A 21776-nucleotide genomic window follows, 5' to 3' on the forward strand; every position below is an offset into this window, starting at 1 on the left:
CCGGAGTCAGCGTCTCAATGAGTTCAACACTCCGCATTCGCGGAACAGTGCCCCGGCATGGCAGTCATCACCCCAGGAATAACCGGGATGCGGGGAGGCGAAACGTCAGCGCGCGCGAAGCAGCGCGTGCTCCGCGACCTGCTCCCCGATGAGCCGCAGCGTGCGGACGCTCTTCTCGTCGGACGCGCCGCCGCCCTCGTCGAACTTCGTCTCGGCGGAGTTGATGGAACCACCCAGCGGAGTGGACCAGCCGCGCAACGCGTGCGTGATCGTGCGGAGCTGTTCGAGCGTGGTGACCGCGGCCTGCCAGCCGTATGCGACGGCGGCCAGGCCCACCGCGCGGCCGTCGAGGTAGGGACGGGTGTCCTCGCGGAGGTCTTCGACGTAGTCCAGGGCGTTCTTGACCAGGCCGGACAGCCCGCCGTGGTAGCCGGGCGAGACGACGATGAGCCCGTCCGCCTGGCGGATGCCTTCGATGAGCTTCCGCGCGCGTTCGTTTCGCTCCCGGATGGCGGTGTCGTAGAACGGCAGGACCAGCTCGGGTCCCGGGATCAGCTCGGTCACGACGCCACGTTCTTCGGCGGCGGCGAGCGCGATACGCAACGCGCGCTCGGATTGCGAGCCCTCTCGCAGGGAGCCGCCAATGCCGAGTACCCGGACCGTTTTCGCGGAAGTCACAGGTCGAGGCTAACCCCTCCACCTAAGTAGAGGACCAGGATCTGAGACGGAGGTCTGAGTCACACACCGACTGGACCAACGTACCTACTGACAAGTAACCTCGGGCTATCCGGCGTTCGAGGAGGAACGATGGCCATTCCGCCGCAGGTCCGTGCCCAGGCTGCCGCCGCGCAGCTGTTGTTCTGGCTGCCCCGGCCGGTGCGCAGGCTGATCGCCGGGGCACCGCTGCGGCTGGACGGCCAGGAACTCGCCCTCGACGCCCAACTGCTGCTGCGCCTGCAGAAGCTGTCTGGCGCGGCGCTGGTCAACGGGTCGGTCGAGCGGTCCCGCGTGATGCTGGAGCTGGGTCAGCACCTGGTGAACGGCAAGCGGATCGAGCCCGTCGCGACCCGCGATGTCGCCATCCCATCCGGCGACGCGGCCCTCGACGCCACGCTGTACACCCCGGCCGGGCTGCCGGAACCGTCCCCGTTGCTGGTGTTCTTCCACGGCGGCGGATGGGTCATCGGCAGCCGGGCGACGCACGACAACGCCGCGCGCTACCTCGCGAAACACGCCGGGGTCCGGGTGCTGTCAGTGGAGTACCGGCTCGCGCCGGAAAGCCCGTTCCCCGGTCCGGTCGAAGACGCGCTGGCCGCGTTCGACTACGCGCACGCCAAGGCGGCCGAACTCGGCGCGGACCCGGACCGGATCGCGGTCGGCGGCGACAGCGCGGGCGGGAACCTGTCCGCCGTCGTCGCACTGGAGGCGACCCGGCGCGGCGGCCCGGCACCCGCATTCCAGCTGCTCATCTACCCGGCGGTCGACTTCACCACGCGGCGGCGGTCCCGCGAACTGTTCGGCGAGGACCTCTTCCTCACCGACGAGGCGATGGTGTGGTTCGAGGGGCATTACGCACCCGAGGGCGTCGACAAGGCGGACCCCCGGATGTCGCCGCTGCTCGCGTCTGACCACAGTGGACTCCCGCCGGCCTACATCGTGACCGCGGGCTTCGATCCGCTGCGCGACGAAGGCGAGGCGTACGCGGAAAAACTGCGTGCGGCGGGGGTTCCGGTGGCTCTCAGCAGGCAGGCCGACCTGATCCACGGCTTCCTCAACTTCGCCGGGGTCGGGACGCGGTTCCGGGAGGCGCTTGCCGAGATGGCCGGCGCGCTGCGGGTGGGGCTCGCCAACCGCTCGTGAGCGGCAATGCCGGTTAACTCACGAGGCCCGGACATGGAACGGAGCCTGGCGCGGCGAACGCACCAGGCTCCGGGCCTTTTCTCCTCCCAGTCAGGTCCCCGGCACAGGCACCGGTGCGGGCACCGGCGGCGCGGGCAGCGGCGGAGTCGGCACCGGCAGCGGTGGTACCGCGCCCCCGCCGAGCAGACCGCCCAGCAGGCTGGTGACCGCGGCGAGCAGGCCCTTGACCAGGTCGCTCACCGCCTTCAGCGGTCCGGGCAGGTCCGGCAGCGGCGGGATCGGCAACGGCGGGATCTGGCGCGGCGTCGCCGTCGGGTCGCCGAGGAGCCGGTTGGACTCGTCCGCGCGGACCTTCGCCGCCGACGACATCTGCTGGGTTTCGGATTGGACCTGGTACCGCTTGCCCGCCGCGATGTCGGCGAGCACCGGGCTGAGCCGGCCGAGGTCCGCCCTCGTCTTCGCGACATCGCCCGCGTAGGCCACCTTGGTCAGGTCGTCACGCATCTGCAGTACTTGTGCGGCTACGGCTTGCGTGGCCGAGGAGCCCTTGCCGCCCGCCGGGCTCGCGGAGGCCATCCCCGAAGTGCCGACGGCCAGCAGACTGCCGGCGGCGACCACAGCGATGATCCGCCCGATCTTGCCTTTCATTCTTTACCTCCCTGGCCTCTGGGACCTGACGGGTAAATCGATACCCGCCGTGTCGGCCCAACACCAGCCGATCACCGGATAGGGAGCTTTTCTAACCCTTACGTGCCGAATCCAACGGCCGGGAACCGGCCCGCAATTGATTAACGTGGATGGCTTGCGCGTCCCCCGACAATGACAGACCCCGGGACCTGAATCTGACTCATAGTAGCCGGATTGCCCGAATGGCGGTATTGCTCACTCACACGGGGGCAGTTCGTGATCGATTACCTTCATCACCCCGTCGGGATGCGGGATCTCGCTCGCCCAACCGTGGGTGTCCCCCACGCACGCACCGTCGGCCGCATTCGAGGCCGATCCGCCTTTTCCTGGCGATCGCCGCCGCTTCGACCGGAAAACTCCAAGGTCGGCGCGGAAATATGAAAAGCTGTTCGCCAATATGCGGTGGGAATTCCTTTTCCGCGTTGCCGAGCAAGTTAGCACCCAGGTCGCGCACGCATTTTCCGGCCCCGCCGAACGCCTGCGCGACACCCGGCCGGGGCGCCGGGCGGACGCCGGCCGGGTGTGACGAAAAGAAGTTGCACGCTCGTACCAACTCTTGCTCTCATGGGGTACGTGCCTTTTCAGCCGTATCGCCGCGTCCTGAGCGTCCCCGGAGTCCGCCCGTCGATGGTGCTGATGTTCTTCGCACGGGTGCCCATGACGATGACCGGCGTGACGCTGACGCTGTACGTCGTCAGCGGCCTTGGCCGGGGCTACGGCGCGGCGGGCGTCGTCGGCGCGGCCGTCACGCTGGGCATGGCGCTGGGCGCGCCGCTGATCGGGCGCACTATCGACCGGTACGGCCTGCGCCCGGTCGTCGCGGTGTGCGGGCTGTCGTCCACCGCGTTCTGGTTCGCGGCACCGCATCTTTCGTACCCGGCACTGGTGGTGTGCGCGCTGCCAGCCGGGGTGCTGTCGGTGCCCGCGGGTTCGCTGGCGCGGCAGATCCTGGCCGCGCTGGTGCCCGCCGAACAGCGCCGCGCGGCGTACTCGCTGGACACGATCCTGGTCGAGGCGTCGTTCATGATCGGCCCGGCGGCCGGGATCGCGGCGATCTCGTCGCTGTCGGCGACGCTGACGCTGAGCGGCATCGGCGCCATCTTCGGCATCACCGCGCTGCTGATCTTCCTGCTCAACCCGCCGATCCGGAACGAGGACGAACTGGCCCCGGCAGGCACCGCGCGCCCGCCGCTGCGGTCCTGGCTGAGCGGACGGCTGCTGGCGACCCTGCTGATCGCCGCCGGAACGCTGTTCTGCCTGGTCGGCACGGAGGTCGCGACGCTGGCCGCGCTGCGCTCCCACGGGGACGTCGGCTGGACCGGCCTGGTCATCGCGGTGATGTGCGCGGCGTCGATGATCGGCGGCATCGTGCACGGCGCGGTACGGAAATCGCTGCCGCAGGGAATGCTGATGCTGCTGCTGGCGCTCCTGGTGATCCCGGTCGGGCTGGCGACGCAGCCGTGGTGGCTGCTGATGCTCCTGCTGATCCCGACGAACCTGGTCTGCGCCCCCACGCTCGCGGCCACCACGGAGGCGGTGAGCGCACTCGCGCCGCCCGCCGTCCGGGGCGAGGCGATGGGGCTGCAGGACGCGTCGACCCGGCTCGGGCTGGCCGCGGGGAGCCCGGTGGTCGGGTTCGCGATCGACCATTCGAGCCCGGCGTGGGGGTTCGCGGCCGCGGGGTTGGGCGGATTGGCGCTGGCGGCGCTGGGGCTGGTGTGGTCGCTGCGGCGGCCTTCGGCACGGATGCCTTCGCTGGCCGCGGCGGTTCGGGCCCGCCGCTGAGCTGGCTGGCGGGCAGCTCGCTCAGCTGCTCTTCAGCGCCCCAATGTGGCATTGGTTGCGTGGGACGCACCCAATGTGGCGTTCGGTGCGTGGGACGCACCCAATGCCACATTGGGGGCACGCTAGCGACCGCTAGGCAAGGCGGGGTGGGTGCGGATCAGGTGCAGGCTTTGCGCAGCCCGTCCAGCTTCTCCAGGTTTCGTTTGGTCCACCGGGCGATCACCCCGGCGTCCTCGAGGTGTTCCTTCTGCACCTGGACGTACGAGTCGGCCATGCCGAGCAGGGCGTTCTTGACGTCCTCCTCCTTGACGTCCGCCGCCAGCTCGCGCAGGCGCTTTTCCTTGTCCTGCGCGCGGGCTTTGAGCTTTTCGCCGTCCACCAACGGGTTCAGGTCGGCCAGTCCGAGCGCCTCGCTGCACGCGGAGACCTTGTCCACCGCCGAATTCGCTTGGTTGACCGCCGAATCGACCTGGTCGCATCCGGCCAGCAGCGTCGCAGCCGCGGCCAGGGCGACGACCATCCCCCAGTTCTTCATGAACTCAGCGTAGCGGGTCCTGCGGGCGAACCACCCTGGTTCGCCCGCAGGACCTTTCTTAACCCTTCACGCACACGACCTGCTTGAGGTGCGCGACCACCTCGACCAGGTCGGTCTGTGCCTTGATCACCGTCTCGATGTCCTTGTACGCGGCCGGGATCTCGTCGACGACCCCGGTGTCCTTCCGGCATTCCACGCCCTCGGTCTGCGCGGCGAGGTCGGCGGCGGAGAAGGTCTTGCGGGCCTTCGTCCGCGACATCCGCCGTCCAGCGCCGTGGGACGCGGATTCGAACGACGCGGTGTTGCCCAGTCCGCGCACGATGTACGAACCCGTTCCCATGCTGCCGGGGATGATCCCGAGGTCGCCGGAGCCGGCCCGGATCGCGCCCTTGCGGGTGACGAGCAGGTCGACGCCGTCGTAGGTTTCCTCGGCGACGTAGTTGTGGTGGCAGCTGATCGCGTCGTCGAAGGTGGTGCCGGGGATGACCTCCGCGACGGCGAGCTTCACCAGCGCGACCATCGTCGCCCGGTTCCGCGCCGCGTAGTCCTGCGCCCAGAACAGGTCTCGCCGGTACGCCTGCATTTCCGGCGTGTTGGCGACGAACACCGACAGGTCGGGGTCCGGCAGATCCCGGTTGTGCGGCAGCTTCCGCGCGATCGCCATGTGCCGCTCAGCGAGTTCCTTGCCGATGTTGCGCGAACCTGAATGCAGCATCAGCCAGACCCGGCCCTCGTCGGCTCCGCCCTGTTCGAGGCAGACCTCGATGAAGTGGTTGCCGCCGCCGAGGCTGCCGATCTGCCGCGCCGCCCGGTCGTGCAGATCCTGGACGCCCTCGTGCAGGTCGCCGAACGACTTCCAGAACGTGTCCCAGCCACCGACACCGTGCACCTTCGCGGTGTTGACCGGCGTCTTGTGCAGCCCGAACCCGACCGGCACCGCCGCTTCGATCCGCTTGCGCAGCTTGCCGAGGTCGTCCGGCAGATCCGCGGCGGTGAGCGAGGTCCGCACCGCGCTCATCCCGCAGCCGATGTCGACGCCGACCGCGGCCGGGGAAACGGCGTCGCGCATGGCGATGACGCTGCCGACCGTCGCGCCCTTGCCGTAGTGGACGTCGGGCATCACCGCGACACCGTGCACCCACGGCAGGTTGGCGACGTTGCGCAGCTGACGCATCGCCTGGTCTTCGACCGACGCGGGGTCTGCCCACATCCGGATCGGAACCCGCGCGCCGTCCACCGCCGTGTACATGATTTTCCCTTTCTCAGACCGGTGTTTGCCCAGTCAGCATCCGGCACCGAGGCGCTCGCGACAACGGGTTTTCCGGATCCGCGGCACGGGTGAAACGAAAACCGCACTGGCGTCGATATCGGGCTCGGACGACCGGTTCGCCCAGGGTGCCGGTCTTGGGGAGGATTCCGTTTTTCGATGAAGAACTCGTCGCGGGCGTTGCTCGCTGTCTTGCTGCTGGCTGGTTTCCCGGTGCTGATGCTCGTCGTCGCCGGACTGCTGATCTGGCTGGAAATCGCCGCGTTCCAGCACAGTCCGTTCTCCGCGGGGCGGCTCGGCGTCTTCGTGGTTCCGGTGCTGTTTGTGCTGTTCAGCGCCCTGCTGACGTTCGAGCGGACCCGCGACGACGACGTGGGCGTGCCCGTCACGCCCGAGGAACAGCCTGAACTGTGGGCGACCGTTCGCGAACTCGCCAGCGAGGTCGGCACCCAGCCACCGGATGAGATTTACCTGATTCCCCAGGCCAATGCGGCGGTGTACGAGGAGACGCATTGGCTGGGGCTGCGCGTGCGGCGGCGCCAGATGTTGATCGGCGCGCAGCTTCTCGCCGGGACGCGAGTCAGCCAGCTTCGCGCCATTCTCGGGCACGAGCTGGGACACTTCAGCAACCGCCACACCCGGTTCGCCAGCGCGACCTACCGCGGACGGCAGACGATCGGGCGAGTCCTGAATGGACTCCACCGGTCGGCCTGGCTGCTGCGGCCCGTCTTCAGCGTGTACGCCGCGATGTACTTCCGGGTCTCGATGCGCGTGAACCGGGAACGGGAACTCGCCGCTGACATTGATTCCGCCCGGGTCGCGGGAACCACGGCCGCGACCACCGCGTTGCGCGAGGCCGAAGTGCTCGACGCGGCGTGGTGGCTCTTCCTGCACGAGTACGCGTCGATCGGCTGGGCCGCCGGCTATCTGCCGGAGCGGATGACCGAGGGCTACCAACTGCTGCTCGCCGACGGGAAACGCGCGGAGGAATTCGCTTCCCTGAGGGAAAACCCGTCCTCGGAGCCAGAATCGAAGTACGACAGCCACCCGCCAACGTCTGAACGAATCGCGCTGCTGGAAGCCGCTCCGGCCATCCCCGTGCCGCCCGGCGGCGAGCGACCGGCGACGGATCTCCTCCGCAATGGAATGGCGCTGCTCGACGCGGTACTGGCGACCGGCTTCACCGAGGAAGCATCCTCGAAAAAGAAGCTCGACTGGGCCAGCCTGGTTGACGTCGGAATGCGCAACTCGAATCAGGTCGAGGCACTGCGAATTCTCCGCAGCCGCAGCCTCGATTATCTGCTCGATCTGCTCGACGACGGACGCCTTGAGGACATCGCCGATCCCACCGCGCCGCCGGAGGCCAACGCACGGGCGAAGCGCGAGCTTTACCGTCCGCAAGTCCACAGTCGACTGTCCATTGTGGTGCATGCGCAGCTCGCCAAAGCCGATGCGGCGCACTGGGAACTGTCCTGGTCCGGGCCAGCGAAGCTGGTCCTGTCCGAACCGTATGCCACCGAACTGGATCCCGCGATCGACGCGGCGATCGACGGGGATACGGCTCCGCTCCGCGCGTTGCTCGCCCCAGCCAATTCCGGAGAGGAAACCCTTTGCTGCGACTGATCAAGCTCTACACCGTTCCTCGATACCGCCGGATGATGAAGGGGATCGCGAAAGACGCCAAGAAACGCGGCTTGACCACTTCCGACTACATGCGCACGCTCGGCAGCAAGGACCTGGCCCGCTATCTCATTCCGCCGGTCAAGCCGATGGACGTCGAACGGTTCGGCCTGCCTCCGGACGCCAAGCTCACCAAGAAACCGCTGCTGCCGGAGCCGGTCCGGGCCGCCAAAATCGCGTATGCCGCTGGGGACTGGCGGCCAGGCGCTGATCTGCTCGCCAAAATCGGGCAGGACTGGGACCGGCGCAGTGCGATCGTGAGCCTCCTCGGCGAGGTCGCGGCTGACGACGACACCGCTCTGAAGTCCTGGCGCGCGGCCCGGCCCGACGACGCGGACGCCGCCGCGGTACACGCCGACGCGCTCACCAATGTGGCTTGGCAGATCCGCAGCGGACGGGGAGCGAAGCACGTCAGCGCGGAGCAATTCGCGGGATTCCAGCGCGTGCTGGGCGAGGCCGATGAAGCCAGCCAGACCGCCGCTGAACTCGCTCCCGACGATCCGACGCCGTGGGCGATCCGGTGCATGATCGCGATGGGCAGGCAGTACGGGCACGAGGAATTTCGCGCGGTGTGGAACGGTGCGATGGCTCGCGATCCGCTGCACGTCCACGCCCACGCGCGCGCCCTTCAGTACTGGTGCGGCAAGTGGTTCGGCAGCAACGAGCTGATGTGGACATTCGCCGAGGAGGGCGCGGCGAAGCATCCGAAACTGGCGTTTCTCCCGCTTGCCGCGGCGTTCGAGGCGTCTTTCGCGGACGTCAAGGACGCGTGGCGGGACAAGCGGGTCGAGGCGGCGCTCGACCGGCTGCTGCCGTGGCTCGACGGCGAAGGCCGGGACGCGCCGGACACCCCGAACAGCCGCGCCTACGCGGCCCGCGCGCTAGTGGAACTCCGGCGCGGCCCCGAGGCGGTGGAGCAATTCCGCCACCTCGGCCGGAGTGCGTCCGGACGGGTGTGGTCGTACAGCGGCTACGGAGCCATCCACGAATTCCGGACGCACCGCAACCGGGCTTGCCGGCTCGCCAAGTAGCGGGGACCGGTCCCGGGCGACCAGTGGTCTCCTGGCCCGGTTCCCGAACCTGAGGTGGTGTCCGCGGTGTACCCGTCCAGCCCTGATCAGCCGATGCCCGCGTCCGGACCGAACGCGGAGCAGGAGGTGCTGCGCGGAATCCGGACGATGCGCTTGGCGATCGGCGGCCAGGCCGTGCTCTACCTGGCGCTCGTCGCGTTCGTCGGGTTCCTGCTCGGACTCGGCGGCACTACGAGCGCCGTGGCCCTGCCGGTGGCGATCATGGCGGTCAACGCGGCGCTGACCATCGCGCTGGTGGTGTGTGCCGTGCTGCTGAGCAAACGGCAGCGCAAGGTCATGCTCACGCTGATCTGGCTGGAGTGCGGGTTCATCGCGATGCTGCTGCTCGGCCTGATTCTGACCTTCGCCACCAGTTCCGGGGCCGGGGGCGCGCCGGTCGGGCTGATCCTGTGGGGGTTCCTGGTCCAGGCCGTACTGCGGCCGCTGCAGAAGCCGGAACTCCGGGCCGCGTTCGGGCTGAAGCCGATCAAACCGCGGCAGAAGAAGTGAAAACTGCCCGGCCCCTGAGCAAGGGACCGGGCAGTTTTCCCAGAGAAAATCAGCGGTTCTGCGCCACCAGTTCGGCGATCTGCACCGTGTTCAGCGCCGCCCCCTTGCGGAGGTTGTCGGCGGCGACGAACAGCGCCAGCCCGCGCCCGTCCGGAACGCCGGGGTCGGTGCGGATGCGGCCGACCAGGCTCGGGTCGATGCCGGCGGCCTGCAGCGGCGTCGGCACGTCCGCCAGCCGCACGCCGGGCGCGGTCGACAGCAGTTCCGTCGCCCGCTCGACCGACAGCGGCCGCTCGAATTCGACGTTCACCGACAGCGAGTGCCCGGTGAACACCGGCACCCGCACGCAGGTACCGGACACCAGAAGCTCCGGAATGCCGAGGATCTTCCGGCTCTCGTTGCGCAGCTTCTGTTCCTCGTCCGTCTCGAAGGTGCCGTCGTCCACAATGGACCCGGCCATCGGCAGGACGTTGAACGCGATCGGCGCGACGTACTTGGCCGGGGCCGGGAATTCGACCGCCGAACCGTCGTGGGTGAGTGAGGCCGCGCGCGAGGCGACCGCGTTCACCTGCGCGGCCAGCTCGTCGACGCCGGCCAGCCCGCTGCCGGACACCGCCTGGTAGGTGCTCGCGACGATCCGCACCAGCCCGGCCTCGTCGTGCAGCGGCTTGAGGACCGGCATCGCGGCCATGGTGGTGCAGTTGGGGTTCGCGATGATCCCCTTGCGCACCTCCTTGATCGCCTCCGGGTTGACCTCGCTGACGATCAGCGGCACGTCCGGATCGCGGCGGAACGCCGACGAGTTGTCGACCACGATCGCGCCCGCCTCGGCGAACCGCGGCGCGTGCTCGCGAGACGTCGCGCCGCCCGCGGAGAACAGCGCGATGTCCAAACCGGACAGATCAGCGGTCGCGGTGTCCTCGACGGTGATTTCCTCGCCGCGCCACGGCAACGTGCGTCCCGCTGAACGGGCCGAGGCGAAGTACCGGATCTGCTCGACCGGGAAATTCCGTTCGTCGAGCAGCTTGCGCATCACGGCGCCGACCTGGCCGGTCGCCCCGACCACGCCGACGCGAAGACCCTGCGCCATCAGCGACCACTCCCCGCGTAGACGACGGCTTCTTCGTCGCCGCCGAGTTCGAACGCCTCGTGGATCGCGCGCACGGCCTCGTCGAGCTGCGCGTCGCGGATCAGCACCGAAATGCGGATCTCCGAGGTGTTGATGATTTCGATGTTCACGCCCGCGTTGGCCAGCGCCTCGCAGAACGTCGCGGTGACCCCGGGGTGCGAACGCATCCCGGCGCCGACGAGCGACACCTTGCCGACGTGGTCGTCGTACAGCACCGACTCGAAGCCGATCTCCGCCTTGATCTTCTCGAGTTCCTTGACCGCCTTGGCCCCGTTGGCCTTCGACAGCGTGAAGGTGATGTCGGTGCGGCCGGAGGAGGTGCTGGACACGTTCTGCAGCACCATGTCGATGTCGATCTCGGCGTCGGCGACGACCCGGAAGATCTTGCCCGCCGCGCCGGCGTGGTCCGGCACGCCGGTCACGGTGATCTTCGCTTCCGAGCGGTCGTGTGCCACACCGGTGATCAGCGCTTGTTCCACGGGGATCTCCTCGATCGATCCGGCCACCGTGGTGCCCGGCTTGTCGCTGTAAGAAGAACGGACTCGGATCGGCACGCCGTAGCGGCGCGCGTACTCGACCGACCGCAGGTGCAGGATCTTCGATCCGCTCGCCGCGAGTTCCAGCATCTCCTCATACGGGATGGTGTCGAGCTTTTTGGCGTCCGGCACGATCCGCGGGTCGGCCGAATACACACCGTCCACATCGGAATAGATCTCGCAGACATCCGCGTTCAGCGCGGCGGCGAGCGCCACCGCGGTGGTGTCGGAACCGCCCCGGCCGAGCGTCGTGATGTCCTTGGTGTCCTGTGCCACGCCTTGGAAACCGGCCACCAGCGCGACGTATCCCTGCTCCAGCGCCTCGGTGACGCGGCTCGGCGTGACGTCGATGATGCGCGCGTTGCCGTGCACCGACGTGGTGACCACGCCCGCCTGGGAACCGGTGAACGACCAGGCTTGCGCACCCTGGGCGGAAATGGCCATCGCGACCAGCGAATTCGAGATGCGCTCACCGGCGGTGAGCAGCATGTCCATTTCCCGCTCCGGCGGAGCCGGGTTCACTTGCTGCGCCAGATCGAGCAGCTCATCAGTGGTGTCGCCCATCGCCGAGCACACGACGACCACGTCGTTGCCCGCCTTCTTGGTCGCGACGATCCGTTCTGCCACGCGCTTGATCCGGTCGGCACTTTCCAGCGACGATCCGCCGTACTTCTGGACCACGAGGGCCACGCCCGAACCTCCTTGACGGGCCGGGGCGTACTCCTTGGAGGGCACCGAGGAGCGCCCACGGCCCTTCATTTGGAGAAGAGCCTACCGGCGCGAACGGCGCTCGCCACCCCATCGAGTGGTCCGCCACGGCCCGCTCGGAGCATTTGGAAGTAAATTTTCCTTGACGCCAGGGGAAACCTCGAAGCCCTTTCGCCGGAGTGACAGAGAGCACTCTTCTGGCGTACTACGTTCGCCGCATGCGCAAACCAGCCGAGACCGCCGTCCCCGTCGCGTCCGCCATCGCCGAGCGCTGGAGCCCGCGGGCCTACGACGAGACCGCCGAGATCACCGACGCCCAGCTGACCGCATTGCTCGAAGCCGCCAGGTGGGCGCCGTCTTTCGGCAACACCCAGCCGGCCCGTTACCTCGTCGGCCGCCGCGGCGATCCGGTGTTCCCGCGCATCCTCGCGACGCTGAACTCCGGGAACCAGGCGTGGGCGTTCCGGGCGAGCGCGCTGCTGATCGGCGTGATGGTCACCACGAATGAGAAGGGCGAGGTGCCCTACACCGACTACGGACTGGGCCTCGCGACCGAGAACCTCGTGCTGCAGGCGGTGGACCTTGGCCTGATCGCGCACCAGATGGCCGGCTTCTCGCCGGACGCGGTCCGCGCTGAGTTCGGCTTGCCGGACGCCGCGGTAGCCCGGGTGGCGATCGCCGTCGGCTCGCCGGCCGACCCGTCCGTACTCGAGGATCCGCGCCGCATCGAACGCGAACTCGCCCCTCGGCAACGACTGCCGCTCGCGGAGTTCGCGTTCGGCGACCGATGGGGCGCACCGGCACTGTGACCGTTTCGTAACCATTCGAGGGAACCGGCATCTCGCCCATGAGGTCTGATGGACACCAAACCGGTCAGACCAATGAATCGGTGGAATATCCCTCAAGGAGTGACGAGATGCGTACTGGCCTGCCGGTGGTGACGGCGATTTCCGCTGCGACCTTGGCGCTTGCCCTGTCTGGCTGCTCCAGCAAGGACGACAAGCTGCCGGACCCGCCGATCGCGCCGCCGCCCACCTCCTCGGCGAGCGCGCCCTCGTCAAGCGCCGCGCCGGCTGGCGAGTCCGCCTCGGCCGACTACACGAAGCAGGGCACGAAGCTGAAGGTCGGCGAGAAGGCCGTGGTGCCGTTCAAGTCGAAGAACAACACCGGCGCGCTCGGCGTGACGGTGACCGGCATCGACAAGGGCGTCGAGGCGGATCTGGCCCCGCTGAAGCTGGGCGACCGGGCCAAGGGGATGACGCCGTACTACATCCAGGTCAAGGTCACGAACGAGACCGGCACGGACTTCGCGTACGCCTCGCTTGGCTTGATGAACGGCCTGCTCGCGGACGGCACCAAGGGCCCGCACGTGACGGTGATCGGCAAGTTCGAGAAGTGCGACAGCGAGAACGCGGACAAGAACTTCACCACGAAGGGGGCGTCGTTCACCAGCTGCGTGCTGGCACTGGCCCCGGCGGGCGCGGAAGTGAAGGGGGCTAGCTACAGCGCTAGCACGTATCGGAATCTGGCTCCGGAGACCGACTATGGCAAGGAAGCGGTGACCTGGCAGTCCTGAGGTTCGGGGCGGGCGGGTGCCGGTCAGGAGCCGGCGCCCCGACCCGTCAAATTCAAGGTACGGGCCACTTCCTTGCAAGTTCCCCGAAGGAATTCAAGGAACTTGAGATGCTGCAGGCAGAATTAAAGGATCAGCTGATAACCTTTAAAAGTGGAGCTAGAGACCTTCCGTCAGTCGTCGATCGGGCACCTCGTACCCGTAAGCGGCACCGACGGGCGCACCAAACAACCGTACCGCCACTTCGCGTTCGTTCCCGACCCGCTTCCCAGCGAAGTCGCGCTCACCGCCGGAACGTACAAGCTGCTCAGCGAGGCCGACCGGGCGCTCGGCGCGCTGGACGCGCTGACCGACCAACTGCCCAATCCCGGGCTCTTGGTCCGACCCTCGCTGACCAGGGAAGCGATCAGCACCTCGGCGTTGGAAGGCACCTTCGCTCCCTACGCCGACGTGCTCCAGGCGCAGCACACCAGCGGGGAGCCAGCCACCGCGGAGATCCGGGAGATCCAGAACTACGTCGAGGCGGCATTCGAGGGCCTGGATCTCATCAGCAAACTGCCCATCTGCCTGAAGGTGGTCTCAAAACTCCAGCAGATCCTCGTCGCCGGAACGCGTGGTGACTCCTACGACGCGGGGAGGCTCCGCGAACGACTGGTCTGCATCGGCGACCGCGGACGAGGGATCGAGCAGTCACGCTTCGTCCCTCCACCCAACGGCGACACACTCCGAGACGGAGTGAGCGCATGGGAAAAGTGGATCAACACCGAACAGGAGCTGCCCGTACTGGTAAAACTGGCGCTCGGCCACTACCAGTTCGAAACCCTGCATCCGTTCAGCGACGGCAACGGCCGGATCGGACGGCTGATCATCACGTTGCAGCTGATCGAGGAGAAGATCCTCAAGTACCCAGTGCTGAACTTGTCCTCCTGGCTGGAACCGCGCCGGGAGGATTACATCGACCATCTTCTGAACGTCAGCAAGACGGGCTCCTTCGACCCCTGGGTCCGATTCTTCGCCGAAGCCGTCAAGGCTCGCGCACTGGCAGCGGGAAACACCATCGGCAGGCTCACCGCGTTCTCCCAAGAAGTGATCGACACGATGCGCGGGCTTGGCGCGCGCGGTGCCGTGCAGGACCTCGCCGTGACCATCATCGGGTACCCGATGATGACGATTCCCGAGGTGCAGAAGAACCTTGGCGTGTCCTATCCGACCGCCAGCAATGCGATCAAGAAGCTCGAGGAAGCCGGTTTCCTGCGCGAGATCACCGGTGGGAACTACGGACGCCAGTACATCTGCGACCGAGTCTTCGACGAACTGGCCGAAAACTGACCGCTCAGCCGCCAGCGCCCCCGACCCGGCGGATGATCTTCGCCAGGATCCCGGACACGATCAGCCAGAACACCGCCGCGATGCCGTAGTTCACCAGTACTCGCAGCTTCGCGTCGCTCGGCGTGAACAGGTCCTTGAAGCCGAGCGACAGGCCGTCGGCCCAGCTGCGGACGAACGAGACGATTCCGTTGCCCTGGTTGGCCTCGCCGATGACGAAAATCACGTGCAGCACCAGTACCGCGGCGAAAAGCAGCCCGACCCAGCGCACGAGGGACGCGATGAACGACACCGTCCGCTCACGGGTGCGCCGCCAGTCCACCGGGGTGCGCTGGGGACGCGCCTTCGCCTCGGTTTCCTGCGCTTGTTCCGCGTGCTCGCCCATGCCGGGCAGTCTGGCACGTCGCCTCGCGGCCCGCTACCCGCTAGTAACAGGTATCAGCCACCCGACGTAACAGTTCGATCGCGACGGGCGGCTTTCCAATCGCGGCGCCGGGTGGTTACAGTGACCCCGTGGCGCGTGAACTCCTGCTTCGCTGCCGCGACGGGGCCTGATCTGACCGGCTCCTCGTCGCGGGGCTTTGTGGTGCCGGTCGTCCGTACGGAACCCGTCAGGAGAATTTCCCGCGATGAGCACTGACCCCCGCACCACCAACTCGCGTCTGCGCACGCCCTCTCGTCCCGCGCCCGCCGGACAGCCCTCGTGGAACCCGCAGCGCGGCACGTCCATGCCGGTGCACCGCTACCGCCCCTGGTACGACGTAGTCGAGAACATCGACGTACCCGACCGCACCTGGCCGGACAAGCGCATCGAGCGCGCGCCGCTGTGGTGTGCGGTCGACCTGCGCGACGGCAACCAGGCGCTGATCGACCCGATGTCGCCCGCGCGCAAGCGCAAGTTCTTCGACCTGCTGGTCCGCATGGGCTACAAGGAGATCGAGGTCGGCTTCCCGGCCGCCTCGCAGACCGACTTCGACTTCGTGCGCGAGATCATCGACGAGGGCGCGATCCCCGACGACGTGCACATCCAGGTGCTGACCCAGTGCCGCCCCGAGCTGATCGAGCGCACCTTCCAGGCGCTCGAAGGCGCGCCGCGCGCGATCGTCCACATCTACAACTCGACCTCGATCCTGCAGCGCCGCGTGGTGTTCCGCGAGGAGCGCGAGGGCATCAAGAAGATCGCGACGCAGGCCGCCGAAATGGTCGTCGAGCTGGCGGCGAAGCAGCCGGACACCGACTTCCGCTTCCAGTACTCGCCCGAGTCCTACACCGGCACCGAACTGTCCTACGCGCTCGAGGTGTGCAACGCGGTCACCGAGATCTGGCAGCCGACGCCGGAGAAGCCGGTGATCCTGAACCTGCCGGCGACCGTCGAGATGGCGACGCCGAACGTCTACGCCGATTCGATCGAGTGGATGAGCCGCAACCTGGAGCGCCGCGATTCGGTGATCCTGTCGCTGCACCCGCACAACGACCGCGGCACCGGCATCGCCGCCGCCGAACTGGGCTACCAGGCCGGCGCGGACCGGATCGAGGGCTGCCTGTTCGGCAACGGCGAGCGCACCGGCAACGTCGACCTGGTCGCGCTGGGCATGAACCTCTACAGCCAGGGCATCGACCCGCAGATCGACTTCTCCGACATGGACGAGATCAAGCGGACCGTCGAATACTGCAACCAGCTGCCGGTCCCGGAACGCTCGCCGTGGGGCGGCGACCTGGTGTTCACCGCCTTCTCCGGCAGCCACCAGGACGCGATCAACAAGGGTCTCGACGCGCTGAAGGACGCCGCGGACAAGAAGGGCGTCCCGGTCGACGAGCACCCGTGGGAGGTCCCGTACCTGCCGATCGACCCGAAGGACGTCGGCCGCACCTACGAGGCCGTGATCCGGGTGAACTCGCAGTCCGGCAAGGGCGGCGTCGCCTACATCATGAAGGCCGAGCACCAGCTGGACCTGCCGCGCCGGCTGCAGATCGAGTTCTCGAAGGTCATCCAGGCCTACACCGACACCGAGGGCGGCGAGGTCGACCCGGCCACGATGTGGAACGCGTTCTCGGCCGAGTACCTGGAGTCGAAGACCCCGCTGGAGCTGATCAAGCAGCGGGTGACCGACAACGGCGGCGGCGAGTACGACCTCGAGGCCACGGTGAAGGTCGAGGGCGACGAGCACGAGATCACCGGCCGCGGCAACGGGCCGATCGCCGCGTTCTTCGACGCACTGTCCACTGTGGGCTATGACCTGCGGCTCCTGGACTACAGCGAGCACACGCTGAGCCCTGGCGACGACTCGCGCGCCGCGTCCTACATCGAATGCGCGATCTCCGACCGCGTGTTCTGGGGCATCGGCGTCGACCCGTCGATCGTCACCGCTTCGCTGCGTGCTGTCGTGAGCGCGGTCAACCGGGCAAACCGCTGACCCGCGTCTGATGCGAGCCGAGCGCCTGGTCGCGCTTCTCTTCACGCTGCACCGCAAACGCGCGGGCACCGTCGGGGAGCTGGCGGACGAGCTGGGCGTGACCGAGCGGACGCTGCGGCGCGATCTCGCCGCGTTGCGCGAAGCCGGCGTGCCGCTCTGGAGTGAACCAGGGCGGCACGGCGGCATCCGGCTCGTCGACGGCTGGCGTTCGAAGCTCGACGGCCTCACTTCTCGGGAGGCCGTCGCGCTGCTGGCCCTCGACGTGCCGGACGCGCTGGCCGGGCTCGGTCTCGGCACCGCCGTCGCCGCCGCGCACGCGAAGGTGTCGGCGAGTATGCCGAAACAGCTGCAGGAGCAGGCCCGGACCGTCGCCGGGCGCTTTCATCTCGACGCGTCGGCCTGGTTCAGTTCGCCGGACGACACGGCCGCGTTGCCCGCGGTCGCGAAAGCGGTGTGGACTCAGCGGCAGCTCGACGTACGGTATCGGCGGCGGGACAAGGTCACCCGGCGGACGCTCGATCCGTTCGGGCTCGTGTTGAAGGCCGGGGTTTGGTACCTGGTGGCGCGGGTCGGCGGGGATCTGCGGACGTATCGGGTTTCCCGGCTGGAAGCGGTCGCCGAAACCGGGGAAACCTTTGTGCGGCCAGAGGAATTCTCGCTCGCCGACTGGTGGCGGACGTCGGCGGCGGAGTTCGAGAAGATGCCGCTGCCGTTGAAGGTGACGGCCCGGCTCGACCGGTTCGCGGCGGGCGCGTTGCGGCGGGTTTTCGGGCCGGAGCACGTGCACGAGGTGCTGGTGTCGCTCGGTCCGAAGGACGACGACGGGTGGGCCGAGGCCGAGTTTGCCATGGAGGGCAAGGAAGTCGCTGTCGGACAGCTGGTTTCCCTCGGCCCCGGCGTCGAGGTGCTCACCCCGCCGGAGATCCGCGCCGCGGTCGCGGAATTCGGTCAGGCCCTGGCTGACCGCAACCGTCCGTGAAGGACTCCTTGCGGGAACTAGATTCCCTCAAGGAGTCCTTCACGGACAGTCGGCATCAGCGGTAGCCGGTGGCGTCGGCGGGCTTTCCGGGTTCCTGGACCTCGTCGATGTAGCGCCACGCGTCCGGACGGCTGCCGTCCACGTCGTCGATCTCGTAGACCTTCGCCAGCTGTCCGCTGGAAACGGTCTGCCCGGTCCACCGGTGCCGGTCCGCGTCGGCGGCCAGCGCGACGACCGTGCGGCCGGAGAAGGTCGGCGACTCCGAGATCACGAAGTGCGGTTCGCGGACCGTCGCGTCCCGCCAGTTTTCCTCGGTGACCTCGAAGATCTCCAGCATCGCCTCCGAACGCAGCCAGCCGGGCGTGAACGCGATCGCGGTGCACTCGTGCTTTTTGAGTTCGGCTGCCTCGCCGACGGCAAGGACGTTGATCGCCGTCTTGGCCAGGTAGTACGGCAGCGACGTGCCTTCGCGGTACTTCGCGTTGTACTCGGCGGTGCCGTCGGTCAGCTCGATCACGAGCCCGCCCGGACGGCGGATGACCAGCGGAAACAGATGGTGGCTGGTGATCAGGTGCGCGTCGAGCGACAGCCGCATCATCCGCAGGCTGGCGTCCAGCGAGTGCTCCCAGATCGGTTTGCCCCACTCGAGGTAGCGGTCGCCGCCCCAGATGCCGTCGACCAGGATGTCGAGCCCGCCGTGTTCGGCGTCGATCCGCTGGGCGAGTGCGGCGACCTCCTCGCTCACCAGGTGGTCGACCCGCAACGCGGTTCCCTTGCCGCCAGCCGCTTCGATCCGCTCCAGGGTGTCCTCAATGGTCTCCGGACGGTCCACTTCAGACCGTCCGGCGCGCGTCGTGCGACCGGTGACGTACACGTACGCCCCGGCCCGGCCCAGCTCGACCGCGATCGCCCGGCTCGCCCCGCGCGTGCCGCCCGCCACGAGCGCGACCTTGCCGGCCAGTTCCCCGCTCATTCGGTTTGTCCCCTTTTCTGTCGGTGAACCACCAGCGTGCGGGCTAACCCTGACATCCTCTGTCCGGGTTCGCAAAAACTAGGCCGCGGACTTGAGCGCCGAGTACAACGCGCTGATCAGCGGCTCGTTCTCCGGGGCGGCCGCGGCGGGGAACGGGATCCGGCGGCGGGTGTACCCGTAGGCGATGCCGTTTCGAGGGTCGGCGAACGCCTGCTGGCCGCCCGCGCCGCTGTGGCCGAAGCTGCCCTGGCCCAGCTCCGGATAGCGCTCGCCGGTGGCGTGGAAACCGATGCCGAACGCCTTGTGCTCGCCCAGTACGACGTCGTGGCCGATGGACTGGATTTGCGCGAACTCGGCGGCGGTTTCCGGCTTCAGCAGCGGCGGTTCGCCGTCCAGCGGGCTGATCGCGGCGGCGTACATCCGGGCCAAGCCGCGAGCGGAAGCGACACCGCCGAACGACGCTGGGCCGAGCCGCCGGACTTCCGGGAGGTTCGGTAGTTCCCAGACCTCCGGGCCGTCTGGGTGGTGACGGTTGAACGCGATGCCCGTCAGGCTGTTCGCGGCGGGCAGCGCGAGCTTTCGTTCCGGGGTCTGGATCATCGGTTGCGCACTGACAAATCTCGGCTCCAGCTCGGCGGGCAGGCCGAGGTAAAAGTCCACTGTGTACGGATCGCGGACGCGATCGGCGAAGTGTTCCTGAATGGTGCGGCCGGTTGCCCGGCGAACGACCTCGCCGCTGAGTGCGCCGATGACCAGCGCGTGGTAGCCGAACGTGCTTCCCGGCCGCCAGAACGGGCGTTGCCGGGCCAGGCGTTCCGCGACGATTCGGTCGTCCGCGAGTTCCGTGCGGGAGAAACCTTCGTCGGTGCCGACCAGACCGGACTGGTGTGCCAGGAGTTCCCGCAGGGTGACGTCGGCCGCGAACTCCGGCCAGTAGTGGCGCACCCGCTCGTCGAGGTCCAGCGCTCCGTCCTGGACGAGCAGCGCGACGACCAGGTGTGCCGCGCCTTTCGTCGCCGAGTACGCGCCGAGCAGGGAATCTCCGTCGATGTCTTCGCCGGTCCACAAGTCGGCCACTCGTTCGCCGCGGTGGTACGCCACCAGCTGAGCGGACCCGTCGGCGACCGCCGCGAACGTGTCCCGCACCTGTTCGAAACCGGGCTGCACAGTGCCCTTGATGTCTGCCATGCCACGACCATACGCTTATTTGTAACCATTGGTCACTAACCTGGTCTGGGTAGAGTCCTGGCCATGACCCGACCGCGGCCCGGCCGCCCCGCGCAGCTCGATCGCGAGCGGATCGTCGACGCGGCGCTGTCCGCCGGGAATCTCGACACGCTGACCATGCGCGAGCTGGCGACCCGGCTCGGCGTGACGCACGGCGCGCTCTACCGCTGGGTCGCCAATCGGGACGCGCTGTTCGATTTGGTGAGCGAAGTGGTGCTCGAGCGGGTGCTTCCGGCGGAGGGGCCGCCGCGACGGTCTTGGCGGCCGTGGCTAGCGAAGGTGGCGTGGGCGATGCACGACCAGTTTCTCGCGGTGCCCGGCTATGCGACTCGGCTGTCCCGGCCGCATCGGCACAACGCGGATTCGTTCGGACGGCTGCACGGCGAGGTAGTCGCCGCGTTCACCAACGCCGGAGTGCGGCCAGAGCTGGCCGAACAAAGTTGGTACATCTTCATCACGTGCACGGTGAGCTGGCTTGCCGTACGGGAGAACCCGCTCGACCTCGGGCCGGACGCGCCTCGGTTCGAGCTGTTCCTGGACACGTTGCTGCGGGGGCTGCCCGCCAGGGAACCCAGTTAGGTCGTGAGGGCGGCGACCTCGGCGCGCATCTCCTCGATCACCGTCGCGACGGCCGGCCGGTTCGCCGCACCGGTGCGACACACCACCTCCACCAGCCGCGCCGCGCGGATTCCGGCCAGCGGGCGGCCGACCAGCCCGCTGCCGCGCCGAGTGTCCATTGTGTACCGGGGCATCAGCGCGATCCCGTGCCCGGCGGCGACCAGCCGTTCGGTGATCCGGAAGTCATTGATGCGCTGGACGATCTGCGGCCGCACACCGGTCCGCACGGTCAGCGAGCGGAGGACGTCGTCGACCGGGAAGCCGTGGTCGACCGAGATCCAGCGTTCGTCGGCGAGATCGGCCAGCCCGACGCGACGGCGGCGGGCTAGGCGGTGGCCGACCGGGAGCGCGACGTCCAGCGGTTCGCGCAGCAGCGGGAAGACGTCGAGCCGCTCGGTGTCGAACTCGGCCGCATGCTCGTCGCGGTGCGCGACGACGACGTCGTGGTCGGCGACCAAGCCGGGCAGCTGCGGCGGGACCATGTCGACGTCGCGGACGTCGATCTCGAGGTTTTCGTGCTGCTCGATGCGGCGCAGCAGGCCGGGAAGGAGCATCAGCCCGGCGGACTGGAAGATCGCGACCCGCACTCGCCCGCGCGGGGCGCTGCGGTAGGTGTCCAGCTCCGCTTCGGCGCGATCGAGCGCGGCCAGGACGTCGTCGGCGCGCGCGACGAGGGCCCGGCCGGCGTCGGTGAGCCGGAGGCCGCGACCGGCCGGTTCGGTGAGCGCGATACCGACCTCCGCCTGCAACGCGCGCAGCTGCTGTGAGATGGCCGACGGCGTGCAATGCAGCGCCTGCGCAGCGGCGGTGACGCTGCCCCGGTCGGCGAACTCGCGCAGCGTCCGAAGCCTGCCCAGATCCATCCGGGCAGTGTATGTGAAGCGGTGCTTCACAGTCAG

General features: G+C 68.3%; 21 protein-coding genes. 11 read left to right on the forward strand and 10 right to left on the reverse strand.

What is annotated here, in order from left to right; genetic code table 11:
- Positions 1–105: 105 nt before the first annotated feature.
- Positions 106–678 carry an NADPH-dependent FMN reductase gene (locus RPX00_RS10925; protein ID WP_406639398.1) on the reverse strand — a complete coding sequence of 191 codons (573 nt, stop codon included), beginning with the start codon at positions 676–678 and terminating at the stop codon, positions 106–108.
- 129 nt (positions 679–807) lie between these two features.
- On the opposite strand from RPX00_RS10925, the gene RPX00_RS10930 reads away from it, so the two are divergent.
- The gene (locus RPX00_RS10930; protein ID WP_406639399.1) at positions 808–1860 is read left to right on the forward strand and encodes an alpha/beta hydrolase; all 1053 of its coding nucleotides are present in this window, start codon (positions 808–810) and stop codon (positions 1858–1860) included.
- Between the two features lie 90 nt (positions 1861–1950).
- On the opposite strand, the gene RPX00_RS10935 is transcribed toward RPX00_RS10930, so the two are convergent.
- Entirely contained in the window at positions 1951–2508 is a 558-nt protein-coding gene (locus RPX00_RS10935; RefSeq protein ID WP_406639400.1) for a hypothetical protein, read from the reverse strand.
- A gap of 675 nt (positions 2509–3183) precedes the next feature.
- Here RPX00_RS10935 and RPX00_RS10940 point away from each other — a divergent pair.
- The gene (locus RPX00_RS10940; protein ID WP_406642861.1) at positions 3184–4332 is read left to right on the forward strand and encodes an MFS transporter; all 1149 of its coding nucleotides are present in this window, start codon (positions 3184–3186) and stop codon (positions 4330–4332) included.
- A 157-nt stretch (positions 4333–4489) separates the two neighbouring features.
- Here the strand turns inward: RPX00_RS10940 and RPX00_RS10945 are convergent, their stop codons facing one another.
- Entirely contained in the window at positions 4490–4867 is a 378-nt protein-coding gene (locus tag RPX00_RS10945; protein WP_406639402.1) for a hypothetical protein, read from the reverse strand.
- A 58-nt stretch (positions 4868–4925) separates the two neighbouring features.
- Positions 4926–6116, reverse strand: a complete 1191-nt coding sequence (locus tag RPX00_RS10950) for an RtcB family protein (RefSeq protein WP_406639403.1) — start codon at positions 6114–6116, stop codon at positions 4926–4928.
- A gap of 177 nt (positions 6117–6293) precedes the next feature.
- Between RPX00_RS10950 and RPX00_RS10955 the strand changes: the two genes are divergently transcribed.
- From RPX00_RS10955 to RPX00_RS10965, 3 genes are read left to right on the forward strand one after another with little or no spacing between them, the layout of a single operon-like run.
- On the forward strand, positions 6294–7757 hold the full coding sequence (locus tag RPX00_RS10955; RefSeq protein WP_406639404.1) for a M48 family metallopeptidase: 1464 nt from the start codon (positions 6294–6296) through the stop codon (positions 7755–7757).
- Positions 7745–8845, forward strand: a complete 1101-nt coding sequence (locus RPX00_RS10960) for a DUF4034 domain-containing protein (protein WP_406639405.1) — start codon at positions 7745–7747, stop codon at positions 8843–8845. Before RPX00_RS10955 ends, RPX00_RS10960 begins: the two co-directional genes overlap by 13 nt.
- Positions 8846–8902: 57 nt before the next feature.
- Positions 8903–9394, forward strand: coding sequence for a hypothetical protein (locus RPX00_RS10965; RefSeq protein WP_406639407.1), 492 nt, complete (start codon positions 8903–8905; stop codon positions 9392–9394).
- Positions 9395–9443: 49 nt separating this feature from the next.
- Here the strand turns inward: RPX00_RS10965 and RPX00_RS10970 are convergent, their stop codons facing one another.
- Both RPX00_RS10970 and RPX00_RS10975 read right to left on the reverse strand, forming a co-directional pair.
- Positions 9444–10484: an aspartate-semialdehyde dehydrogenase gene (locus tag RPX00_RS10970; protein WP_406639408.1), complete on the reverse strand. Its 1041-nt coding sequence runs from the start codon at positions 10482–10484 to the stop codon at positions 9444–9446.
- A complete protein-coding gene (locus RPX00_RS10975) occupies positions 10484–11749 on the reverse strand; it encodes an aspartate kinase (protein WP_037808437.1) in 1266 nt (421 codons plus the stop codon). Before RPX00_RS10975 ends, RPX00_RS10970 begins: the two co-directional genes overlap by 1 nt.
- A 236-nt stretch (positions 11750–11985) precedes the next feature.
- Here RPX00_RS10975 and RPX00_RS10980 point away from each other — a divergent pair, with 236 nt between their 5' ends.
- The 3 genes from RPX00_RS10980 (at position 11986) to RPX00_RS10990 (ending at position 14669) form a co-directional block, all read left to right on the forward strand.
- Positions 11986–12576 (forward strand): nitroreductase family protein, encoded by a 591-nt coding sequence (locus RPX00_RS10980; protein ID WP_406639409.1) that lies wholly within the window; start codon positions 11986–11988, stop codon positions 12574–12576.
- 107 nt (positions 12577–12683) lie between these two features.
- Complete coding sequence (locus RPX00_RS10985) at positions 12684–13343, forward strand: hypothetical protein (protein ID WP_406639410.1); 660 nt, start codon at positions 12684–12686, stop codon at positions 13341–13343.
- A 150-nt stretch (positions 13344–13493) separates the two neighbouring features.
- Complete coding sequence (locus tag RPX00_RS10990; protein ID WP_406639411.1) at positions 13494–14669, forward strand: Fic family protein; 1176 nt, start codon at positions 13494–13496, stop codon at positions 14667–14669.
- Positions 14670–14673: 4 nt separating this feature from the next.
- Here RPX00_RS10990 and RPX00_RS10995 read toward each other — a convergent pair whose 3' ends face one another.
- On the reverse strand, positions 14674–15051 hold the full coding sequence (locus RPX00_RS10995) for a hypothetical protein (protein ID WP_406639412.1): 378 nt from the start codon (positions 15049–15051) through the stop codon (positions 14674–14676).
- 244 nt (positions 15052–15295) lie between these two features.
- Here RPX00_RS10995 and leuA point away from each other — a divergent pair, with 244 nt between their 5' ends.
- The gene (gene leuA, locus RPX00_RS11000) at positions 15296–17080 is read left to right on the forward strand and encodes a 2-isopropylmalate synthase (RefSeq protein WP_406639413.1); all 1785 of its coding nucleotides are present in this window, start codon (positions 15296–15298) and stop codon (positions 17078–17080) included.
- Between the two features lie 10 nt (positions 17081–17090).
- Positions 17091–18059: a helix-turn-helix transcriptional regulator gene (locus tag RPX00_RS11005; protein ID WP_406639414.1), complete on the forward strand. Its 969-nt coding sequence runs from the start codon at positions 17091–17093 to the stop codon at positions 18057–18059.
- 55 nt (positions 18060–18114) lie between these two features.
- Here RPX00_RS11005 and RPX00_RS11010 read toward each other — a convergent pair whose 3' ends face one another.
- Together RPX00_RS11010 and RPX00_RS11015 are read right to left on the reverse strand one after the other, a co-directional pair.
- Positions 18115–19032 carry an SDR family oxidoreductase gene (locus RPX00_RS11010; protein ID WP_406639415.1) on the reverse strand — a complete coding sequence of 306 codons (918 nt, stop codon included), beginning with the start codon at positions 19030–19032 and terminating at the stop codon, positions 18115–18117.
- Between the two features lie 78 nt (positions 19033–19110).
- Complete coding sequence (locus RPX00_RS11015) at positions 19111–20220, reverse strand: serine hydrolase domain-containing protein (protein ID WP_406639416.1); 1110 nt, start codon at positions 20218–20220, stop codon at positions 19111–19113.
- 63 nt (positions 20221–20283) lie between these two features.
- Between RPX00_RS11015 and RPX00_RS11020 the strand changes: the two genes are divergently transcribed.
- The gene (locus RPX00_RS11020) at positions 20284–20838 is read left to right on the forward strand and encodes a TetR family transcriptional regulator (RefSeq protein WP_406639417.1); all 555 of its coding nucleotides are present in this window, start codon (positions 20284–20286) and stop codon (positions 20836–20838) included.
- Here the strand turns inward: RPX00_RS11020 and RPX00_RS11025 are convergent.
- Complete coding sequence (locus RPX00_RS11025; RefSeq protein WP_406639418.1) at positions 20835–21740, reverse strand: LysR family transcriptional regulator; 906 nt, start codon at positions 21738–21740, stop codon at positions 20835–20837. The two genes, RPX00_RS11020 and RPX00_RS11025, sit on opposite strands and share 4 nt — an antisense overlap.
- Between the last annotated feature and the right edge of the window lie 36 nt (positions 21741–21776).

This window comes from Amycolatopsis sp. WGS_07 (assembly GCF_045278895.1).
In the GTDB taxonomy this organism is placed as follows: Bacteria; Actinomycetota; Actinomycetes; order Mycobacteriales; family Pseudonocardiaceae; genus Amycolatopsis.